The 17,417-nt window shown below is 58.4% G+C and carries 15 protein-coding genes; 10 read left to right on the top strand and 5 right to left on the bottom strand.

Going from position 1 to position 17,417, the window contains the following annotated elements:
- Nucleotides 1-620 precede the first annotated feature (620 nt).
- From hemY to hemC, 4 genes are read right to left on the bottom strand one after another with little or no spacing between them, the layout of a single operon-like run.
- A complete protein-coding gene (hemY, locus tag FS690_RS13975; RefSeq protein ID WP_145339797.1) occupies nucleotides 621-1,817 on the bottom strand; it encodes a protoheme IX biogenesis protein HemY in 1,197 nt (398 codons plus the stop codon).
- Nucleotides 1,818-1,819: 2 nt separating this feature from the next.
- Nucleotides 1,820-2,950 carry a uroporphyrinogen-III C-methyltransferase gene (gene hemX, locus FS690_RS13980; RefSeq protein WP_039381739.1) on the bottom strand — a complete coding sequence of 377 codons (1,131 nt, stop codon included), beginning with the start codon at nucleotides 2,948-2,950 and terminating at the stop codon, nucleotides 1,820-1,822.
- Nucleotides 2,951-2,973: 23 nt separating this feature from the next.
- Nucleotides 2,974-3,714, bottom strand: a complete 741-nt coding sequence (hemD, locus tag FS690_RS13985) for a uroporphyrinogen-III synthase (protein WP_145339798.1) — start codon at nucleotides 3,712-3,714, stop codon at nucleotides 2,974-2,976.
- The gene (gene hemC, locus FS690_RS13990) at nucleotides 3,711-4,652 is read right to left on the bottom strand and encodes a hydroxymethylbilane synthase (RefSeq protein WP_145339799.1); all 942 of its coding nucleotides are present in this window, start codon (nucleotides 4,650-4,652) and stop codon (nucleotides 3,711-3,713) included. The genes hemD and hemC overlap by 4 nt, the downstream gene beginning before the upstream one ends.
- Nucleotides 4,653-4,960: 308 nt before the next feature.
- On the opposite strand from hemC, the gene FS690_RS13995 reads away from it, so the two are divergent.
- From FS690_RS13995 to FS690_RS14035, 10 genes are all read left to right on the top strand, one after another.
- Complete coding sequence (locus tag FS690_RS13995; RefSeq protein ID WP_104085856.1) at nucleotides 4,961-7,519, top strand: class I adenylate cyclase; 2,559 nt, start codon at nucleotides 4,961-4,963, stop codon at nucleotides 7,517-7,519.
- Nucleotides 7,520-7,631: 112 nt separating this feature from the next.
- Nucleotides 7,632-7,835: a lipoprotein gene (locus FS690_RS14000; RefSeq protein WP_039381747.1), complete on the top strand. Its 204-nt coding sequence runs from the start codon at nucleotides 7,632-7,634 to the stop codon at nucleotides 7,833-7,835.
- A gap of 29 nt (nucleotides 7,836-7,864) precedes the next feature.
- Nucleotides 7,865-8,689, top strand: coding sequence for a diaminopimelate epimerase (gene dapF, locus FS690_RS14005; protein WP_039385679.1), 825 nt, complete (start codon nucleotides 7,865-7,867; stop codon nucleotides 8,687-8,689).
- Entirely contained in the window at nucleotides 8,686-9,390 is a 705-nt protein-coding gene (locus FS690_RS14010) for a DUF484 domain-containing protein (RefSeq protein ID WP_145339800.1), read from the top strand. The genes dapF and FS690_RS14010 overlap by 4 nt, the downstream gene beginning before the upstream one ends.
- Nucleotides 9,387-10,289, top strand: coding sequence for a tyrosine recombinase XerC (gene xerC, locus FS690_RS14015; RefSeq protein WP_108570304.1), 903 nt, complete (start codon nucleotides 9,387-9,389; stop codon nucleotides 10,287-10,289). The genes FS690_RS14010 and xerC overlap by 4 nt, the downstream gene beginning before the upstream one ends.
- Nucleotides 10,286-11,002, top strand: coding sequence for a 5-amino-6-(5-phospho-D-ribitylamino)uracil phosphatase YigB (gene yigB, locus FS690_RS14020; protein ID WP_145339801.1), 717 nt, complete (start codon nucleotides 10,286-10,288; stop codon nucleotides 11,000-11,002). Before xerC ends, yigB begins: the two co-directional genes overlap by 4 nt.
- Nucleotides 11,003-11,169: 167 nt before the next feature.
- A complete protein-coding gene (gene uvrD / locus FS690_RS14025) occupies nucleotides 11,170-13,332 on the top strand; it encodes a DNA helicase II (RefSeq protein WP_039385680.1) in 2,163 nt (720 codons plus the stop codon).
- Nucleotides 13,333-13,407: 75 nt separating this feature from the next.
- Complete coding sequence (ysgD, locus tag FS690_RS18665) at nucleotides 13,408-13,461, top strand: YsgD/CorL family protein (protein ID WP_349919670.1); 54 nt, start codon at nucleotides 13,408-13,410, stop codon at nucleotides 13,459-13,461.
- A gap of 186 nt (nucleotides 13,462-13,647) precedes the next feature.
- Entirely contained in the window at nucleotides 13,648-14,601 is a 954-nt protein-coding gene (gene corA / locus FS690_RS14030; RefSeq protein WP_039381760.1) for a magnesium/cobalt transporter CorA, read from the top strand.
- A gap of 888 nt (nucleotides 14,602-15,489) precedes the next feature.
- Nucleotides 15,490-16,542, top strand: coding sequence for an AbrB family transcriptional regulator (locus tag FS690_RS14035; protein ID WP_145339802.1), 1,053 nt, complete (start codon nucleotides 15,490-15,492; stop codon nucleotides 16,540-16,542).
- Here the strand turns inward: FS690_RS14035 and rarD are convergent.
- The gene (gene rarD / locus FS690_RS14040; protein WP_104085853.1) at nucleotides 16,513-17,412 is read right to left on the bottom strand and encodes an EamA family transporter RarD; all 900 of its coding nucleotides are present in this window, start codon (nucleotides 17,410-17,412) and stop codon (nucleotides 16,513-16,515) included. The two genes, FS690_RS14035 and rarD, sit on opposite strands and share 30 nt — an antisense overlap.
- Nucleotides 17,413-17,417: the final 5 nt, after the last annotated feature.

Consider the following 17,417-nt stretch of genomic DNA (forward strand, 5'->3'; position numbering starts at 1 on the left):
TCTGCGGCCAGGGTCGCATAAATGCGACCCCTGCAAAAAATCCGCGATACGATGCGCGGCCCCCACCAAACCGTAGGGGCGCCATTAATGGCGCCCTGGTTTAAACCCGCCATTCGACCGCTACAGTTTTTGTCGTATTTTTGCGACAGATAACGCTTTGAATAAATTGAATTTGTTCCATAAGAGAACTATTTGTCGTTGTTTTGCGACGGAAATGACCACAATGGCATACTGCCTGCGGCATGTCGCTTTTAAGATAAGAGAACAGCAGCGTTAACTCTCTGAACCAGAAAAGCTTTTTAAGAAAAATGCCAATCTGGCACATCTTGTGCAATACTTCCTGTCGTAGATGCTCATTCCACCTCTTATGTCCGCTCAGGCGACATAAACCTGGGAATGATGCAGAGCCCCTTACGGTATCCGTTGTCCAGCCTGGCAGTAACGCTGTGCGCTACTGTAGTTAGACGGACATTACGTTGAGTCGGATACCATCAGTTGTCTTACGACCTGATCTTACACCTGCTTCTGGCAGGTGTTTTTTTATCTGCTTACGGCGGGGATGGCACGGTTCAGGCAAAAAAAAGCCGGGACAAGCCCGGCAGACAAACAACAAGCATAAATCAGGTTGCCGGATTGTTCTTCAGCGTCAGCAGCAGGCCCTCGCGGCGCATGCTGGCCGCATCCTCCGGACGCTGCAGGCGATCGTAGACATCCGCCAGCCAGGCATAATCAAACGCATCAGGACGCTGCGCCAGCGCCTGCTCAAACGCATCGGCCGCCTGTTGCCACTCGCCGTGGCGCATCAGCAGCTGCCCCAGCGTGCTGTGCAGCATTGGCGTTGCCCCATGCTGTTTGATCTGCTGACGCAGCGCTTTCTCCAGCGCATCAGGATTGCCGCTTTTAATGCGCGGCATCAGCAGCACCAGCCGATCGTCATACTGCTTTTTCAGACCGTCCAGCACGATATCCTGAGCCGTGTCGGGATCGTTGCACTCGATCAGATGCTCACTCATGGCGACCTGCAGCGCAGTCTCCTGCCGCGTTTTGCGGCTCTGACTCTGCCACCAGCGCTTCAGGCCCTCGCTACCCTGATCGGCCATCGCCTGGTTCATCAGCCCCAGCCACGCCTGCTGCTGCAGCGCATGACGCTGCGCATCATCGTTAATTTTGGCCTTTTGCATCGCCGGCAGAATATCCAGCAGGGCACCCCAGGCACCGGTACGAATATAGGCCTGCTCCGCCAGACGCAGCACTTCCGGATGGCGCGGCGCAACTTCCAGCAGACGGTCAACACCGTGACGCGCCGCATGATCTTCGTTGCGCGCCAGCTGCAGCCGGACCCGGGTGATCTCCACCGGGATAGTATTGTTCTCTGCCAGTTCAGAAGCGCGTTCCAGATGCTGATTAGCACGGGTTTCATCGCCGCGCTGCTGTGCCGCTTCAGCCGCAAGCAGATAGTTTGCTACCGGCTGATCGGCGTGATCGGCATTCTTCGCCAGCAGCTTCTCTGCCTGCTGATAGTCACCTTCAGCCAGCTTCATCAGCGCATGCTGCGTATGACGCTGCGCGCTGCGACGCTTGCGGCCGGTGAACCAGCCGCGCGTACGGACGCCGGTGCGGAACAGACGACGCAGGATCCACTCTGCCAGCAGAATCACCAGCAGGCTCAGGACCAGGATGATCCCCAGCCCGTTCACGCTGGTCTCAATATTCCAGTTATCAGTCTGGATCAGCACATAACCCTGATGCCCGGCTACCATCGGGCCCAGCACGACGCCAGCCAGCAACAGCAGGAAAAGTACCAGTACTTTTAGCATGGTCAGCCTCCCTGTTGTTCAGCCGCAACCGATGGCTGCGCCAGCAGATTGCGCACGCGCGTTTGCATCAGTTTTTCCAGCAGCGGCTGACTTTCCAGCGAATCCGGCACATCCATTGAGATGGTTTGCTGGCTCAGTTCGTCCAGCTGTGCAAGAAACGCCCGGGTCGCCGCATCGTTGGTGTCATACCAGGCGCGTACCCAGCTCGATACCGCATCCAGCGACTGTTTATAAATCTCCTCCTGATGACGCGGTACCGCCTGCGCAGCCACCAGCAGACGGGAGCGGATATTCTCACGCAGATAGACGTCCTGATTAGGCGCCAGAAGCGGCTGAGCGGTATTATCACGGCGGCGGATGGTAATGAAATCATCCATAAAATTATGCCAGCTCTTCACCAGATTCTGCCGCCATTCGTGCAGCGAGCCGGAGAGTTCGCCGCCGTCGCTATCCATTGGCGCATCGTCGTTGTCGTTGTCCGCCAGGCGCAGATTGTCTACGCCGTTAGAGAGCTGATTCAGCTTGAGAATGATGCCGTCGTAGTCGACCTGGCTGACGGCCGAAAGTGAGCTGATATCCTGCGTCAGCGCCCGACGAACGTTGGTCATGCTGGGATCGTTCATCTCAGCCAGACTGGTATCGGCACTTTTCAGCAGAGCAGCGGCCGTGGTGACATCCTGATCGCTCCAGAGTTTGCGGCCCGCCAGTTTTACCAGATAGTCAGCCTGCGCCAGCAGCCAGGTGCGGGTGTCATTACCGGAGATAGTGGCGACTTTTTCGCGCAGCGTTTCCAGCTCTTTTGCGCTGTTATCCTGCTTCGTGCGCGCTTCCTGCAGGGCAGTGCCCGCGTCAGTCAGCTGCTGCGTCAGCTGGCGTTTGTCGCTGCCAAGCTGCTGCTGCAGCGCGCTGAGCTGCTCGCTGAGCTGCTGGTTAGTCTGAGCCTGTACATCGGCCTGGTGTTTCCCGTTGAGGTAAAGGCCTGCGCCAATCGCCAGCGCAATCACAATTGCCACGGCGCTTAATACCCGGCCATCGCGCTGTTTTTCGCGTGGCGGCTGGTTTTCTGGCGTCGGGGAAGTGTCCGCTGGGGTAGTTTCTTCAACCATGGCGGAGGAAGCTTTGTGTTCCGTCATTGTGGCTCATCCCATTGTTAAGTTCAGCGTAACGCACGCAGCAGCGCGTCGTTATCGGCACCATCGGCTACGTCTATCTCCTGCCAGCCCGCTTCAGCGGCCTGGGTAGCCAAACGTTCACTGACGACCACCAGTCGACAGTGCAGTAACCACTCCCGCCGATCGATTGGCGGAAACAGTGCATGGAGTTGTTTTAACATTTCACCGCTGGTCACCACCAGCGTGGTAATCCCGCGGTCGCGCCAGCGCCGACCCTCAATAGCGCCGTCGTAGTGCTTCTCATTGCGCTGATAGCACTCACAGTATTGCACTTCTGCGCCACGTTCGATGAGAGTTTCAGCTAATAATTCCCGACCGGGAGTGCCGCGCAGGATCAGCGCGCGCTTGCCGCTGACCTGCCGCAGGCGCTGCAGGCGAACCAGCTCTTCGCTGGTCTCCCGCGCATGAGGATAGTCTACTTTGAGATTTGTGACGGTATGCAGCGCCAGCGCGGTTGAGCGACCAATCGCATAGTAGTCAGCGGTAGCGGGCCAGGCTGTCTGGCTGTGCTGCAGCGCCGGATGGGCGAAATTCACTACCTGCTGTGACAGCAGAAACACCAGATCGCCCGGCCGCAGCGCCGTCAGCTGTTGCGGTAACTGTGCTAAATCGCGACCCGGCGTAAATTCAATCAGCGGAAACGCCCACGCCAGCTTGCCCAGGCCGCGCAGGCGCGCAACCAGCTCGCTGGCAGCCGGTTCCGGACGGGTCACGAGAATAGTCATACCGGCGGCTGTCCCTGATAGACCTCATGCAGAATTTCGCGCGCGCCCTTATTCAGCAGCTCTTCAGCCAGCGAAATGCCCATCTGCTCCGCCTGCTCACGCGGGCCACGGCGTTCACCGGTTACCATCTGGCTGCCGTCGGGCGCACCGACCAGACCGCGCAGCCAGAGCTGGTCATCTTCCAGTACGGCAAAACTGCCGATCGGCACCTGACATCCACCCTCAAGCCGGGTATTCATGGCGCGCTCAGCGCGCACGCATACTGCTGTCTCACGGTGGTTCAGCGCCTGCAGCAGCGTAATTAATGCGCTGTCATCAAGCCGGCACTCAATGCCTACGGCACCCTGTCCCACGGCGGGCAGTGAAAGCTCTGCAGGCAGTGCCTGACGAATGCGATCTTCCAGCCCAAGGCGTTTCAGACCGGCAGCGGCCAGAATAATGGCATCATATTCACCCGCATCAAGCTTGCCGAGACGGGTGCCGACATTGCCGCGCAGCGAACGGATAATCAGGTCAGGCCGGCGTGCGCTCAGCTGACACTGGCGGCGCAGGCTGGAGGTGCCAACTACTGCACCCTGAGGCAGCTCATCGATAGCGTTATAGTGATTAGAGACAAAAGCGTCGCGTGGATCTTCACGTTCGCAGATAGTCACCAGACCCAGGCCTTCCGGAAAGTTAACCGGCACATCTTTCATGGAATGCACCGCCAGATCGGCGCGATTCTCCAGCATGGCCTGTTCCAGTTCTTTAACGAACAAACCCTTGCCGCCCACTTTTGCCAGCGGGGTATCGAGAATAACATCGCCTTTGGTCACCATCGGCACCAGCTCTACCTGCAGGCCCGGATGGGCTGCCATCAGGCGCTGCTGAACATATTGTGCCTGCCAGAGTGCGAGAGGACTTTGACGGGTAGCAATTCTGAAAATTTTGTTTAACATACCGTTAACCATTTTGATCGTTCATCGATTATCCTATCATCGATAGGGGAATGCTGTCAGTTTCAACGGATTGAAAAGGCCGCACTATTCATTTGTGGCTCGCCATACCTCAGCAGGCGTGGCGCAAAAAAAGCGGGTTGCTCTGCGGCAGATGCTAAACTGTCATGTAGCGCAACTTTCTTTACGGTCAATCCTTCTGGTGTTAGATTGATCACGTTTCCAGCAATAATTTGCCTGCATACCTCATTATTAAAATGGCAAACGCTGGAAGCAGGGTGCTTAACACTGGGACAATCAGGCGAAACGTCTTGTACCTCTACATTGAGACACTTAAACAGAGACTGGATGCGATTAACCAGCTGCGCGTAGATCGCGCGCTGGCTGCCATGGGGCCTGCTTTCCAGCACGTCTACAGTCTGCTGCCAACATTATTGCACTATCATCATCCTCTGATGCCGGGTTACCTCGAAGGTAACGTTCCACACGGCGTCTGCTTCTTCACGCCTGATGAACAGCAACAGCAGCTGCTGCATACCGTTACCGGCAAACCGGCGGCAGACCTGACGCCAGCGGCCGGGGGCGAACGGCCAATTACCGCTATCTACTCGATGGGCAGCACCTCGTCGGTCGGGCAGAACAGCGCATCCGATCTGGATATCTGGGTGTGCCACCACTCCTGGCTTGATAACGAAGAGCGTCTGGCCCTGCAGCGTAAGTGTACGCTGTTACAGAAGTGGTGTGTGTCAATGGGTGTGGAAGTCAGCTTTTTCCTTATTGATGAAAACCGTTTTCGTCACAACGAGAGCGGCAGCCTCGGCGGTGAGGATTGCGGATCGACCCAGCATATTTTGCTGCTCGATGAGTTCTATCGCACGGCGGTGCGTATGGCAGGTAAGCGCATCCTGTGGAATATGGTGCCGAATGAGGAAGAGCATCACTATGACGATTACGTCATGTCGCTCTATTCACAGGGCGTACTGACACCGAACGAATGGCTCGATTTAGGCGGCCTCGGTACGCTGTCGGCAGAAGAGTATTTTGGCGCCAGCCTGTGGCAGCTCTATAAAAGTATCGACTCCCCTTATAAAGCGGTGCTGAAAACGCTGCTGCTGGAAGCGTACAGCTGGGAGTATCCGAATACGCAGCTGCTGGCGATGGATATCAGACAGCGTCTGCATGAAGGCGAGATCGTCAGCTTCGGGCTGGATCCTTACTGCATGATGCTGGAGCGGGTCACGCGCTATCTGACCAGCGTGGAAGATCACGCCCGCCTCGATCTGGTGCGGCGCTGTTTCTATCTGAAAGTGTGCGAGAAGCTTTCCGGTGACGATCAGCACGCCCGCAACGGCTGGCGGCGCGAAATTCTGCTGCAGCTGGTAAAAGCCTGGGGCTGGGACGAAGCGAAACTCGCCGTTCTGGATAATCGGGCGGAGTGGAAGATCGAGCGCGTGCGCGAGGCGCATAATGAGCTGCTGGATGCGATGATGCAGAGCTATCGTAATCTGATCCGCTTTGCGCGCCGGAACAATTTAAGCGTCAGTGCCAGCCCGCAGGATATCGGCGTACTGACGCGTAAACTGTATGCCGCTTTTGAAGCGCTGCCGGGTAAAGTCACGCTGGTCAACCCGCAAATATCACCCGATCTGTCAGAAGAGAATCTGACCTTTATCCACGTGCCCGCCGGGCGCGCGAACCGGCCAGGCTGGTATCTCTATAATCAGTCGCCGGATATGAGTTCTATTATCAGCCATCAGCCGCTGGAATATAACCGCTATCTGAACAAGCTGGTGGCGTGGGCATGGTTCAACGGATTACTGACGCAGAAAACGCGGCTGCACATTAAAGGTAACGAGCTGTGCGACCTGGCGCGTCTGCAGGAGCTGGTCAGCGATGTCTCCGGCCACTTTCCGCTGCGCCTGCCGGCGCCTACGCCAAAAGCGCTCTACAGCCCGTGCGAAATCCGCCATCTGGCGATTATTGTCAATCTTGAGCACGATCCCACTGCGGCATTCCGTAACCAGGTGGTGCACTTTGATTTCCGCAAGCTGGATGTATTCAGCTTTGGTCAGCAGCAGCAGTGCCTGATTGGCAGCGTCGATCTGCTCTACCGCAACTCGTGGAATGAAGTACGTACCCTGCATTTCAGCGGTGAACAGGCGATGATTGACGCGCTGAAAACCATTCTGGGCAAGATGCATCAGGATGCGGCGCCGCCCGATACGGTTGAGGTATTTTGCTACAGTCAGCATCTGCGTGGCCTGATCCGCACGCGGGTACAGCAGCTGGTATCAGAGTGCATTGAGCTGCGCCTGTCGAGTACGCGGCAGGAGCCGGGCCGCTTCAAAGCGATTCGCGTCGCGGGGCAGACCTGGGGACTCTTCTTTGAACGCATGAGCGTCTCGGTGCAGAAGCTGGAGAACGCGGTAGAGTTTTACGGCGCGATTTCCAACAACAAGCTGCATGGGTTATCGATTAAGGTGGAATCGAACCAGACTCCGCTGCCGCCGGTGGTAAACGGCTACGCCAGCGAAGGCATTATTCAGTTCTTCTTTGAAGACACCAGCGACGATCGCGGATTCAACATCTATATTCTCGATGAGAGCAATCGCGTGGAGATTTACCACCACTGCGAAGGCAGTAAAGAGGAGCTGGTGCGCGACGTCAGCCGTTTCTACTCTTCATCACACGATCGCTTTACCTACGGCTCAAGCTTTATCAATTTCAATCTGCCGCAGTTTTATCAAATCGTGAACACCGGCGACCGTTTTCAGGTGATCCCGTTCCGCAGTCAGACCCTGACGCAGCTCTGCCCGACCCCGCCGGATAACGACAACGCCGATTTTATGCCGCGTTATCAGGTGCACTGATCGCGGGTTTTCAGCCAGCCTGCGCGGCCACCCTGTCCGATATTTCCTGTTGCTTTTACACCATCAGCTGCGATGATAAGCAGCTGAGAATTGGACAATACGAGCAGATAAAATGAGACGAGTCATAAGCCAGTTGGGCATGGCGCTGATGCTGGTCAGCCTGGCAGGCTGCGGCCTGAAAGGCCCGTTATACTTCCCGCCCGCGGATAAGCCGCAGCAGAACGACAAGCCGACAGAACAGCAGCAGCAGGCCGCTCAGCAGGCGGATACCGGGGGCCTGGTCACCGGCAGCTCATCAGGCGTACAGTCAAACTAAATTTAATGAGTAATCCGGCGGAGCAGAAAATGCAGTTCTCGAAAATGCACGGTCTCGGCAACGACTTTATGGTCGTGGATGCAGTGACACAAAACGTCTTTTTTTCGCCGGAATTGATTCGCCGCCTGGCGGATCGGCATCTGGGGATCGGCTTTGATCAGCTGCTGATCGTAGAGCCACCCTACGATCCGGATCTCGACTTTCACTATCGCATATTTAACGCTGACGGCAGTGAAGTGGCGCAGTGTGGCAACGGCGCGCGCTGTTTCGCCCGCTTTGTGCGCCTCAAAGGGCTGACCAATAAAAGTGACATTCGCGTCAGCACTCAAACCGGACGTATGGTGCTGAGCGTGACCAGCGATGAGCTGGTACGGGTCAATATGGGCGAGCCTGATTTTGATCCGCAGCGTGTGCCGCTGCGCGCTAACAAGGCGGAGAATCTCTATCTGCAGCGCGTCGCTGAGCAGACCGTGATGTTTGGTGCCGTCTCAATGGGTAATCCGCACTGTGTGATTCAGGTGGAGAGCGTGATAACTGCAGCCGTTGAGACGCTGGGGCCGGCGCTGGAGAGTCACGAGCGCTTCCCGGAACGCGTTAACGTCGGCTTTATGGAAGTGGTCAGCCGTGAGCACGTACGCCTGCGCGTTTATGAGCGCGGAGCCGGCGAAACCCAGGCGTGCGGCAGCGGCGCCTGTGCAGCGGTAGCCTGTGGTATTCAGCAGGGGCTGCTGGCAGAAAAAGTGCGTGTCGATCTGCCCGGCGGGACGCTGCATATCGCCTGGAAGGGGGCCGGACAGCCGCTATATATGACCGGACCCGCCACCCACGTTTATGACGGATTTATCCATTTATGAAATACCCGGAAGAGCAGACTGACAGCGCGGTGCAGCTCAACGATCGCGCCGTCAGCGCTTATCTGCAGCAGAACCCCGATTTTTTTATCCGCAACGCACGTCAGGTTGAACAGATGGCGGTGCCGCACGCGGTGCGCGGCAGCGTCTCGCTGGTAGAGTGGCATATGGCGCGCCAGCGCAACCACATCCGTCAGCTGGAAGAGGAGATCACGCTGCTGATGGAACAGGCCAACGCCAATCATCAGCTCTTCGATCGCCTGCTGGCGCTGCAGGGACATCTCGCCGCCGCTGACAGCCTGCAGGAGATGCTGAACCGCCTGCAGCGCTGGGCGCGCGAGCTGGGTCTGGCGGGCGCCAATGTGCGGCTGTTCAGCGATCAATGGCGCCTCGGCGCACCCTCTGATTTTATCCAGCTGGGTCTGGCGCGACAGGCGTTTGAGCCGCTGCGTATTCAGCGTTTTGGTCAGCAGCAGCACTATCTTGGCAGCCTGAACGGGCCGGAGCTGCTGCTGCTGCTGCCGCAGGCGAAAGCGGTCGGCTCGGTTGCGATGTCGCTGCTGGGCGAGCGGGGTGAAGCGGGCGTCGTCATCTTCAGCAGCCGCGATAATCAGCACTATCAGGCCGGCATGGGGACACTCTTACTGCAGCACCTGGCCCAGATGCTGCCGGCGCTGCTGGCGCGCTGGATCGAGCGCGTATGAGTACGCTGCTGCCCGCGGTCGACGCCTTTCTGCGCTACCTGCAGGTTGAACGTCAGCTCAGCCCGCTGACGCAGAAAAACTATCGTCGCCAGCTGCTGGCGCTTGTGACTCTCGCGGAAAGCATGCAGTTAACCGAATGGTCAAAGCTGGAGCCGGCGCAGGTGCGCAGTCTGGCGGCGCGCAGCCGGCGCGATGGCCTGCAGGCGAGCAGTCTGGCGCTGCGGATGTCTGCCCTGCGCAGCTTTCTCGACTGGCAGGTCAGCCAGGGCATGCTGAGCGCAAATCCGGCGAAAGGTATCGCCACGCCGCGTAACGCCCGCCATCTGCCAAAAAATATGGACGTGGATGAAGTCACGCAGCTGCTGGAGATTGACCTTAATGATCCGCTGGCGGTGCGCGATCGCGCAATGCTTGAAACCATGTATGGCGGCGGCCTGCGTCTCAGCGAGCTGGTCGGGATCAACTGCCGCGATCTCGATGCGGAGTCCGGCGAAGTTCAGGTGCTGGGTAAAGGCAGTAAAGAGCGGCGCGTGCCGGTTGGCGCAACGGCGGTGACCTGGCTGCAGCACTGGCTGGCGCTGCGCGACAGCTTTGCTCCGCAGGATGATGCGCTGTTTGTCTCTTCACGCGGCAGCCGGATTTCCGCGCGCAACGTGCAGAAGCGGTTTGCCGAGTGGGGCATCAAGCAGGGCGTGGCCAGCCATATTCATCCGCATAAGCTGCGCCACTCATTTGCCACGCACCTGCTGGAGTCAAGCGGCGATCTGCGCGCGGTACAGGAGCTGCTCGGGCATGCCAATCTCTCGACCACCCAGATTTATACCCATCTCGATTTCCAGCATCTGGCCTCGGTCTACGATGCCGCGCATCCGCGTGCCAAACGAGGAAAATCAGAATGAAGTTTTACCGCTCCCTGCATCCGGTTAAGGCGCTGACCTTCGATCTGGATGATACGCTGTATGACAACCGCCCGGTGATCCGTAAGACCGCGCAGGAGACGCATGCGGCGCTGCAGGCGTTTCACCCGGCGCTGCGTGAATTCACACCGGCCGATTATCAGCAGCTGCGTGATGAGCTGCTGGCGCGCGAACCCGATATTTATCATGACGTCTCAGAGTGGCGCCGCCGTTCGGTGGAGCTGGCGTTACTGAATATTGGCCTGCCGGCCGCCGACGCTGCCGCGGGCGCAGGAGAGGTGATGCGCACCTTTCACCACTGGCGCAGTCAGGTTGTGATGCCGGAAGAGACGCACCAGACGCTGTGCTGGCTCGGCGAGCGCGTGCCGCTGGTGGCCATTACTAACGGCAATGCCGATCCGGAAAAGCTCGGTATTCAGCACTACTTTCAGTTTACGCTGCGCGCCGGTCCGCACGGTCGCGCCAAGCCGTGGCAGGATATGTATCATCTCGCGGCGGAGCGGCTTGCTATTGCGCCGGAGGCAATCCTGCACGTTGGCGATGACCTGACCACCGATGTTGCAGGCGCGCTGCGCGCCGGCCTGCAGGCGTGCTGGATCAACCTGAACAGCGGCAATCTGATGCAGATTGATGACGCCCGTCTGCTGCCGCACGTTGAAATTCATCGGTTGGCATCCCTGACCTCACTGCTATAATGGCTGTAAATTTATCCAGTCGTATCCTCCGGCGCACGGCTTTACGGGCTGTGCCGGTTCACTCTGGCGACTTACCTGCGTAAGCGCGCGACCATTCAGAGATCTGCAGCATCGCTGCAGGACGAATGACTCAGGGTACGCAACTCTATTCTTTAAAAACGGTGCTTATGGACGTTTCTGATCTGCTCGACGGCTTGAATGACAAACAGCGTGAGGCGGTTGCCGCACCGCGCAGCAATCTGCTGGTGCTGGCCGGAGCAGGCAGCGGCAAAACCCGTGTGCTGGTGCACCGCATCGCCTGGCTGCTGTCGGTGGAGAACTGCTCGCCATACTCCATCATGGCGGTCACCTTCACCAATAAAGCGGCGGCTGAGATGCGTCATCGTATCGATCAGCTGATTGGCAGCGGACAGGGCGGCATGTGGATTGGCACATTCCATGGCCTGGCGCATCGCCTGCTGCGGGCGCACCATCTGGATGCCGGACTGCCGCAGGATTTTCAGATCCTCGACAGCGAAGATCAGCTGCGGCTGCTGAAGCGTCTGATTAAGTCAATGAATCTGGATGATAAGCAGTGGCCGGCACGGCAGGGCATGTGGTACATCAACGGTAAGAAAGATGAGGGCCTGCGGCCAAAACATATCGAAAGCTACAACAATCCGGTTGAGCAGACGTGGCTGCGTATTTATCAGGCCTATCAGGAGGCGTGCGATCGCGCCGGCCTGGTCGATTTTGCCGAGCTGCTGCTGCGCGCGCATGAGCTGTGGCTGCATAAGCCTCAGATCCTGAATCATTATCGCGAGCGCTTTAGCAATATTCTGGTCGATGAGTTTCAGGACACCAACAACATTCAGTATGCGTGGATCCGCATGCTGGCGGGCGACAGCAGCCGGGTAATTATTGTCGGCGATGACGATCAGTCCATCTACGGCTGGCGCGGCGCGCAGGTTGAAAATATCCAGCGCTTCCTGCAGGACTTTCCCGGGGCGGAAACTATCCGCCTGGAGCAGAACTACCGCTCCACCAACCATATCCTGAAATCTGCCAATGCCCTGATCGCCAACAACAGCGGGCGGCTTGGAAAAGAGCTCTGGACCGACGGCAGCGACGGCGAAAAGATTTCAATCTACTGCGCGTTTAACGAGCTGGATGAAGCGCGCTTTGTGGTTAACCGCATTAAAACCTGGCATGAGAACGGCAATGCGCTGCAGGATTGCGCGATTCTCTATCGCAGTAACGCCCAGTCGCGCGTGCTGGAAGAGGCGCTGCTGCAGGCCAGCATGCCCTACCGTATTTATGGCGGTATGCGCTTCTTTGAACGCCAGGAGATCAAAGATGCGCTCGCCTATCTGCGCCTGATCGCCAACCGCAACGACGACGCCGCGTTTGAACGCGTGGTCAATACGCCGACGCGCGGCGTGGGCGACAGAACGCTGGATGTGGTACGGCAGACGGCGCGCGAAAAACAGCTGACGCTGTGGCAGGCTACGCGGGAACTGCTGCAGAACCGGGCCCTGGCGGGCCGGGCGGCGTCGGCACTGCAGCGCTTCTGCGAACTGGTTGATGCGCTGGCGCATGAAACCGCAGAGATGCCGCTGCATGTGCAGACCGATCGCGTGATTAAAGATTCCGGTCTGTGGCTGATGTATGAGCAGGAAAAAGGCGAAAAAGGCCAGGCGCGTATCGAGAACTTAGAGGAGCTGGTCACGGCCACCCGCCAGTTCAGCTATCAGGATGAAGATGAAGATTTGATGCCGCTGCAGGCGTTTTTATCGCACGCCGCGCTGGAGGCGGGCGAAGGTCAGGCGGATAAATGGCAGGATGCCGTACAGCTGATGACGCTACACTCGGCAAAAGGGCTGGAGTTTACTCAGGTCTTTATTGTCGGCATGGAAGAGGGCATGTTCCCGAGCCAGATGTCGCTGGATGAGGGCGGGCGTCTGGAGGAGGAGCGGCGGCTGGCCTATGTTGGCGTCACCCGGGCGATGGTCAAGCTGACGCTCACCTACGCCGAGACGCGGCGGCTTTACGGCAAGGAAGTCTATCATCGCCCGTCGCGCTTTATTGGCGAACTGCCGGAAGAGTGCGTGGAGGAAGTGCGCCTGCGCGCCAGCGTCAGCCGTCCGGTCAGCCATCAGCGCATGGGCACGCCCACCAGCAAAAGCGACAGCGGCTTTACCCTGGGTCAGCGGGTGCGCCACGCGAAGTTTGGCGAAGGCACCATTATTAATCTGGAAGGCAGCGGCGAGCACAGTCGCCTGCAGGTCGCTTTCCAGGGGCAGGGCATTAAGTGGCTGGTCGCCGCGTATGCGCGGCTGGAGGCGATGTAGCGCGGCTGCGCTACCTTGACGACTTTTTCGTCTCAGCGTAACATGCGCGCACTATTATCATGAGAGGACAATGCCTTGGACGCGCCCAGTCGATGCTGGCTCAACATCCTGTTTAGCAGGAATATCTAAGGCTACCTCTTTACGCAGGTAGCCTTAAAGGTTATCCGCGACCTCCTTTGCTTATCCGTCGCATGAGTCAGCACTGATCACACCCTGAAGCGAAAGTTTCCGCGTTAAGGCTTTGCCGTGTCCGTTACGTTTCGGACGTGACGGGCACCGCCCTGTCCCATTTGGTCTGCAATGGGGAGTATTGCTATGCTGAGCGCATTTAAACTCGAGCGCGATCGCCTGACGCGCATCGAGCTGGAAGACAACAACGATAAACTCAACACGTCGGTATGGGTCGATCTCATCGAGCCGGATGACAGCGAGCGCGAGCGCGTGCAGTCAGAGCTGGGACAGAGCCTGGCAACGCGTCCGGAGCTGGAGGATATTGAAGCCTCGGCGCGCTTCTTTGAAGATGAAGATGGCCTGCATATCCACTCGTTCTTTTTCTTTGAGGATGCTGAAGATCACGCCGGCAACTCCACCGTGGCCTTTACAATCCGCGAAGATCGCCTCTATACGCTGCGCGAGCGCGAGCTGCCAGCCTTTCGCCTTTACCGCATGCGCGCCCGCAATCAGCAGCTGACCGACGGCAACGCTTACGAGCTGCTGCTGGATCTGTTCGAGACCAAAATTGAGCAGCTGGCGGATGAGATTGAAAATATCTATAGCGCGCTGGAGAAGTTGAGCCGCGTGATTATGGAAGGCCAGCAGGGTGAAGAGTATGACGAGGCGCTGTCGCGTCTCGCCGAGCTGGAAGATATCGGCTGGAAAGTCCGTCTCTGCCTGATGGATACGCAGCGTGCGCTCAATTTCCTTGTGCGTAAGGCGCGCCTGCCAGGTAACCAGCTGGAGCAGGCACGTGAGATCCTGCGCGATATTGAATCGCTGCTGCCGCACAATGAATCCCTGTTCCAGAAGGTCAACTTTCTGATGCAGGCGGCGATGGGCTTTATCAATATCGAACAGAACCGCATTATCAAGATCTTCTCGGTGGTCTCGGTGGTGTTCCTGCCGCCAACGCTGGTGGCTTCCAGCTATGGTATGAACTTTGAGTTTATGCCTGAGCTAAAATGGAGCTTCGGCTATCCTGGCGCAATCTGCCTGATGATGCTGGCAGGCCTGGCACCTTATCTCTATTTCAAACGCAAAAACTGGCTGTGATCGTGGGGTGCCATTCATGGCGCCCTGGTTGAACACCGCACCCGTCTGACGCCAGGGGCGCATAAATGCGCCCCCTGTATTCCTGTAGGGGCGCCATTCATGGCGCCCTGGCTGAATATCGCATCCGCCTGATGACGCCATTAATGGCGCCCTGGTTGAACACCGTATCCGTCTGACGCCAGGGGCGCATAAATGCGCCCCCTACATTTCTGTAGGGGCGCCATTCATGGCGCCCTGGTTGAATACCGTATCCGTCTGACGCCAGGGGCGCATAAATGCGCCCCCTACAGGAACGTAGGGGCGCCATTAATGGCGCCCTGGTCGAACACCGCACCCGTCTGATAATGCCATTCATGGCGCCCTGGCTGAATACCGTACCCGCCTGACGCCAGGGGCGCATAAATGCGCCCCCTACATTTTTGTAGGGGCGCCATTCATGGCGCCCTGGTTGAATATCGCACGCGTCTGATGACGCCATTCATGGCGCCCTGGCTGAATAATTGTGCCCGTCTGATGACGCCATTAATGGCGCCCTGGCCGAACACCGCATCCGTCTGACGGCAGGGGCGCATAAATGCGCCCCCTGTGTTTCTGTAGGGGCGCCATTCATGGCGCCCTGGTTGAACACCGCACCCGTCTGACGCCAGGGGCGCATAAATGCGCCCCCTACATTTCTGTAGGGGTGCCATTAATGGCGCCCTGGCCGAACACCGCATCCGTCTGACGGCAGGGACGCATAAATGCGCCCCCTGTGTTTCTGTAGGGGCGCCATTAATGGCGCCCTGGTCAAACATCGCACCCGCCTGCTGATTAAAAAACGATTTGCGCTGGCTCCGGGGGCGCAACCTGCGTAACCTGTTGAACTCTTATCTTTGTCTGATCCTGCTCATGTCACACTACTCTTTCCGCTTACAATGGATGCTGCTGGTGATTGCGTCGCTGACGCTGGGCGTTGCTCTTCAGCTGCTTCACTTGCCCGCTGCGCTGCTGCTTGGCCCGATGATCACCGGAACCGTGATGGGACTCAGCGGCGCAACGCTGCGTATCGATAAACGGCTGTTTATTCTGGCGCAGGCGGTGCTGGGCTGCATGATCGCTCAGAGCCTGTCGCCCGCCATACTGACCCCATTATTAAACGACTGGCCGGTGGTGCTGGCGGTACTGATCCTCACGCTGGCCGCCAGCGGTCTCTCAGGTTTTCTGCTGGTGCGCTTCAGTAACCTGCCAGGGCCTACCGGTGCCTGGGGATCGTCGCCCGGCGGCGCCTCGGCGATGGTGGCGATGGCAGGGGATTTCGGGGCTGACGTGCGTCTGGTCGCGTTTATGCAGTATCTGCGCGTGCTGTTCGTCGCCACGGCGGCGGCGGTAGTGGCGCGTATTGGTCTGGATACCAGCGGCGGTGCGACCGGGGTGATCTGGTTTCCGGCGCTTGATTACGGTTTTTTGCTGACGCTGGTGGTGACGATCGCCGGTGCCTGGCTCGGGCAGCGCCTGCGGATCCCCTCCGGTGCGCTGCTGCTGCCGGCGCTGATTGGTGCCACGCTGCAGGGGAGCGAAATCGCGACGTTGCAGGTGCCGGAGTGGCTGCTGGCGCTGGCCTATGCGCTGATTGGCTGGAGCGTCGGACTGCGCTTTACGCGCCCGATTTTCCTGCTGGCGCTGCGGACGCTGCCGCAGATGCTCGCCTCAATCCTCGGGCTGATGGTGCTGTGTGCGGCGCTGGCATGGATGCTGACACGGGTACTGCATATTGACCTGATGACCGCCTATCTGGCTACCAGCCCGGGCGGGCTGGATACCGTCGCTATTATCGCAGTCGGCAGCCGGGTCGATATGGCGTTTGTGATGGCGCTGCAGACGCTGCGTCTGTTTACCATTCTGCTCACCGGCCCGGCACTGGCGCGCTTTATCTCACGCTTTGCGCATCCGCGTGCGGGCTGAGAAGAGTACGGCGTCAAAAATAAACACCGCCAGCGCCAGCCAGATAAAGCCAAAGGTGACCAGCTTATCGGGGGTGAGGCGCTCGCCATAAAACAGTACCGCCAGCAGAAACATTAGCGTCGGGCCAAGATACTGGAAAAAGCCCACGGTTGAGAGGCGCAGACGCGCGCAGGCTGCGGCAAACAGCATCAGCGGAATGGTGGTCAGCACGCCGGCGGTCACCAGCATCAGATTGAGGCTGAGCGGATTGGCGCTGAGATGACTGGTCGCGCTGTCGGCAATACCAAACAGATAGATCGCCGCCAGCGGGAACAGCCACAGCGTCTCGATCAGCATGCCGCTTTGTGCATCAACCTGGATCTTTTTCCGCACCAGACCATACAGCGCAAAGCTCAGCGCCAGCCCCAGCGCAATTACCGGCAGCGAGCCAAACTGCCACAGCTGCACCAGTACGCCCGCCGCCGCCAGCACAACCGCCAGCCACTGCAGACGGCGAAAGCGCTCACGCAGAAATAGCATACCCAACACCACATTAATCAGCGGATTGATAAAGTAGCCGAGGCTCGCCTCCAGCATATGCTGATTATTGACCGCCCAGATAAACAGCAGCCAGTTGCCGCCGACGGTGACGGCGGTCAGCGCCAGCAGCAGAACTTTTTTCGGCTGAGCGGCCACCTGGCGCACCTGCTTCCAGCTGCGGCTCAGCGTGATCAGGATCAGCATAAACAGCACGGACCAGATCACCCGATGGGTCATGATTTCGGCGGGCGGCACTGCCCTGACCAGTTTGAAGTAGGCCGGAGCAACGCCCCAGATAAAATAAGCGCCGAGCGCATAAAAAATGCCCTCCCGCGTTTGCTGGCTGTCCATTGTAT

Source organism: Pantoea sp. PSNIH1, assembly GCF_007680655.1.
In the GTDB taxonomy this organism is placed as follows: domain Bacteria; phylum Pseudomonadota; class Gammaproteobacteria; order Enterobacterales; family Enterobacteriaceae; genus Pantoea; species Pantoea eucrina.

Excerpts from the sequence above, each read along its gene's own strand:
- hemY (WP_145339797.1), bottom strand. The coding sequence starts at position 1,817 with ATGCTAAAAGTACTGGTACTTTTCCTGCTGTTGCTGGCTGGCGTCGTG.
- hemX (WP_039381739.1), bottom strand. The coding sequence starts at position 2,950 with ATGACGGAACACAAAGCTTCCTCCGCCATGGTTGAAGAAACTACCCCA.
- hemD (WP_145339798.1), bottom strand. The coding sequence starts at position 3,714 with ATGACTATTCTCGTGACCCGTCCGGAACCGGCTGCCAGCGAGCTGGTT.
- hemC (WP_145339799.1), bottom strand. The coding sequence starts at position 4,652 with ATGTTAAACAAAATTTTCAGAATTGCTACCCGTCAAAGTCCTCTCGCA.
- FS690_RS14000 (WP_039381747.1), top strand. The coding sequence starts at position 7,632 with ATGAGACGAGTCATAAGCCAGTTGGGCATGGCGCTGATGCTGGTCAGC.
- dapF (WP_039385679.1), top strand. The coding sequence starts at position 7,865 with ATGCAGTTCTCGAAAATGCACGGTCTCGGCAACGACTTTATGGTCGTG.
- FS690_RS14010 (WP_145339800.1), top strand. The coding sequence starts at position 8,686 with ATGAAATACCCGGAAGAGCAGACTGACAGCGCGGTGCAGCTCAACGAT.
- xerC (WP_108570304.1), top strand. The coding sequence starts at position 9,387 with ATGAGTACGCTGCTGCCCGCGGTCGACGCCTTTCTGCGCTACCTGCAG.
- yigB (WP_145339801.1), top strand. The coding sequence starts at position 10,286 with ATGAAGTTTTACCGCTCCCTGCATCCGGTTAAGGCGCTGACCTTCGAT.
- uvrD (WP_039385680.1), top strand. The coding sequence starts at position 11,170 with ATGGACGTTTCTGATCTGCTCGACGGCTTGAATGACAAACAGCGTGAG.
- corA (WP_039381760.1), top strand. The coding sequence starts at position 13,648 with ATGCTGAGCGCATTTAAACTCGAGCGCGATCGCCTGACGCGCATCGAG.
- FS690_RS14035 (WP_145339802.1), top strand. The coding sequence starts at position 15,490 with ATGTCACACTACTCTTTCCGCTTACAATGGATGCTGCTGGTGATTGCG.
- rarD (WP_104085853.1), bottom strand. The coding sequence starts at position 17,412 with ATGGACAGCCAGCAAACGCGGGAGGGCATTTTTTATGCGCTCGGCGCT.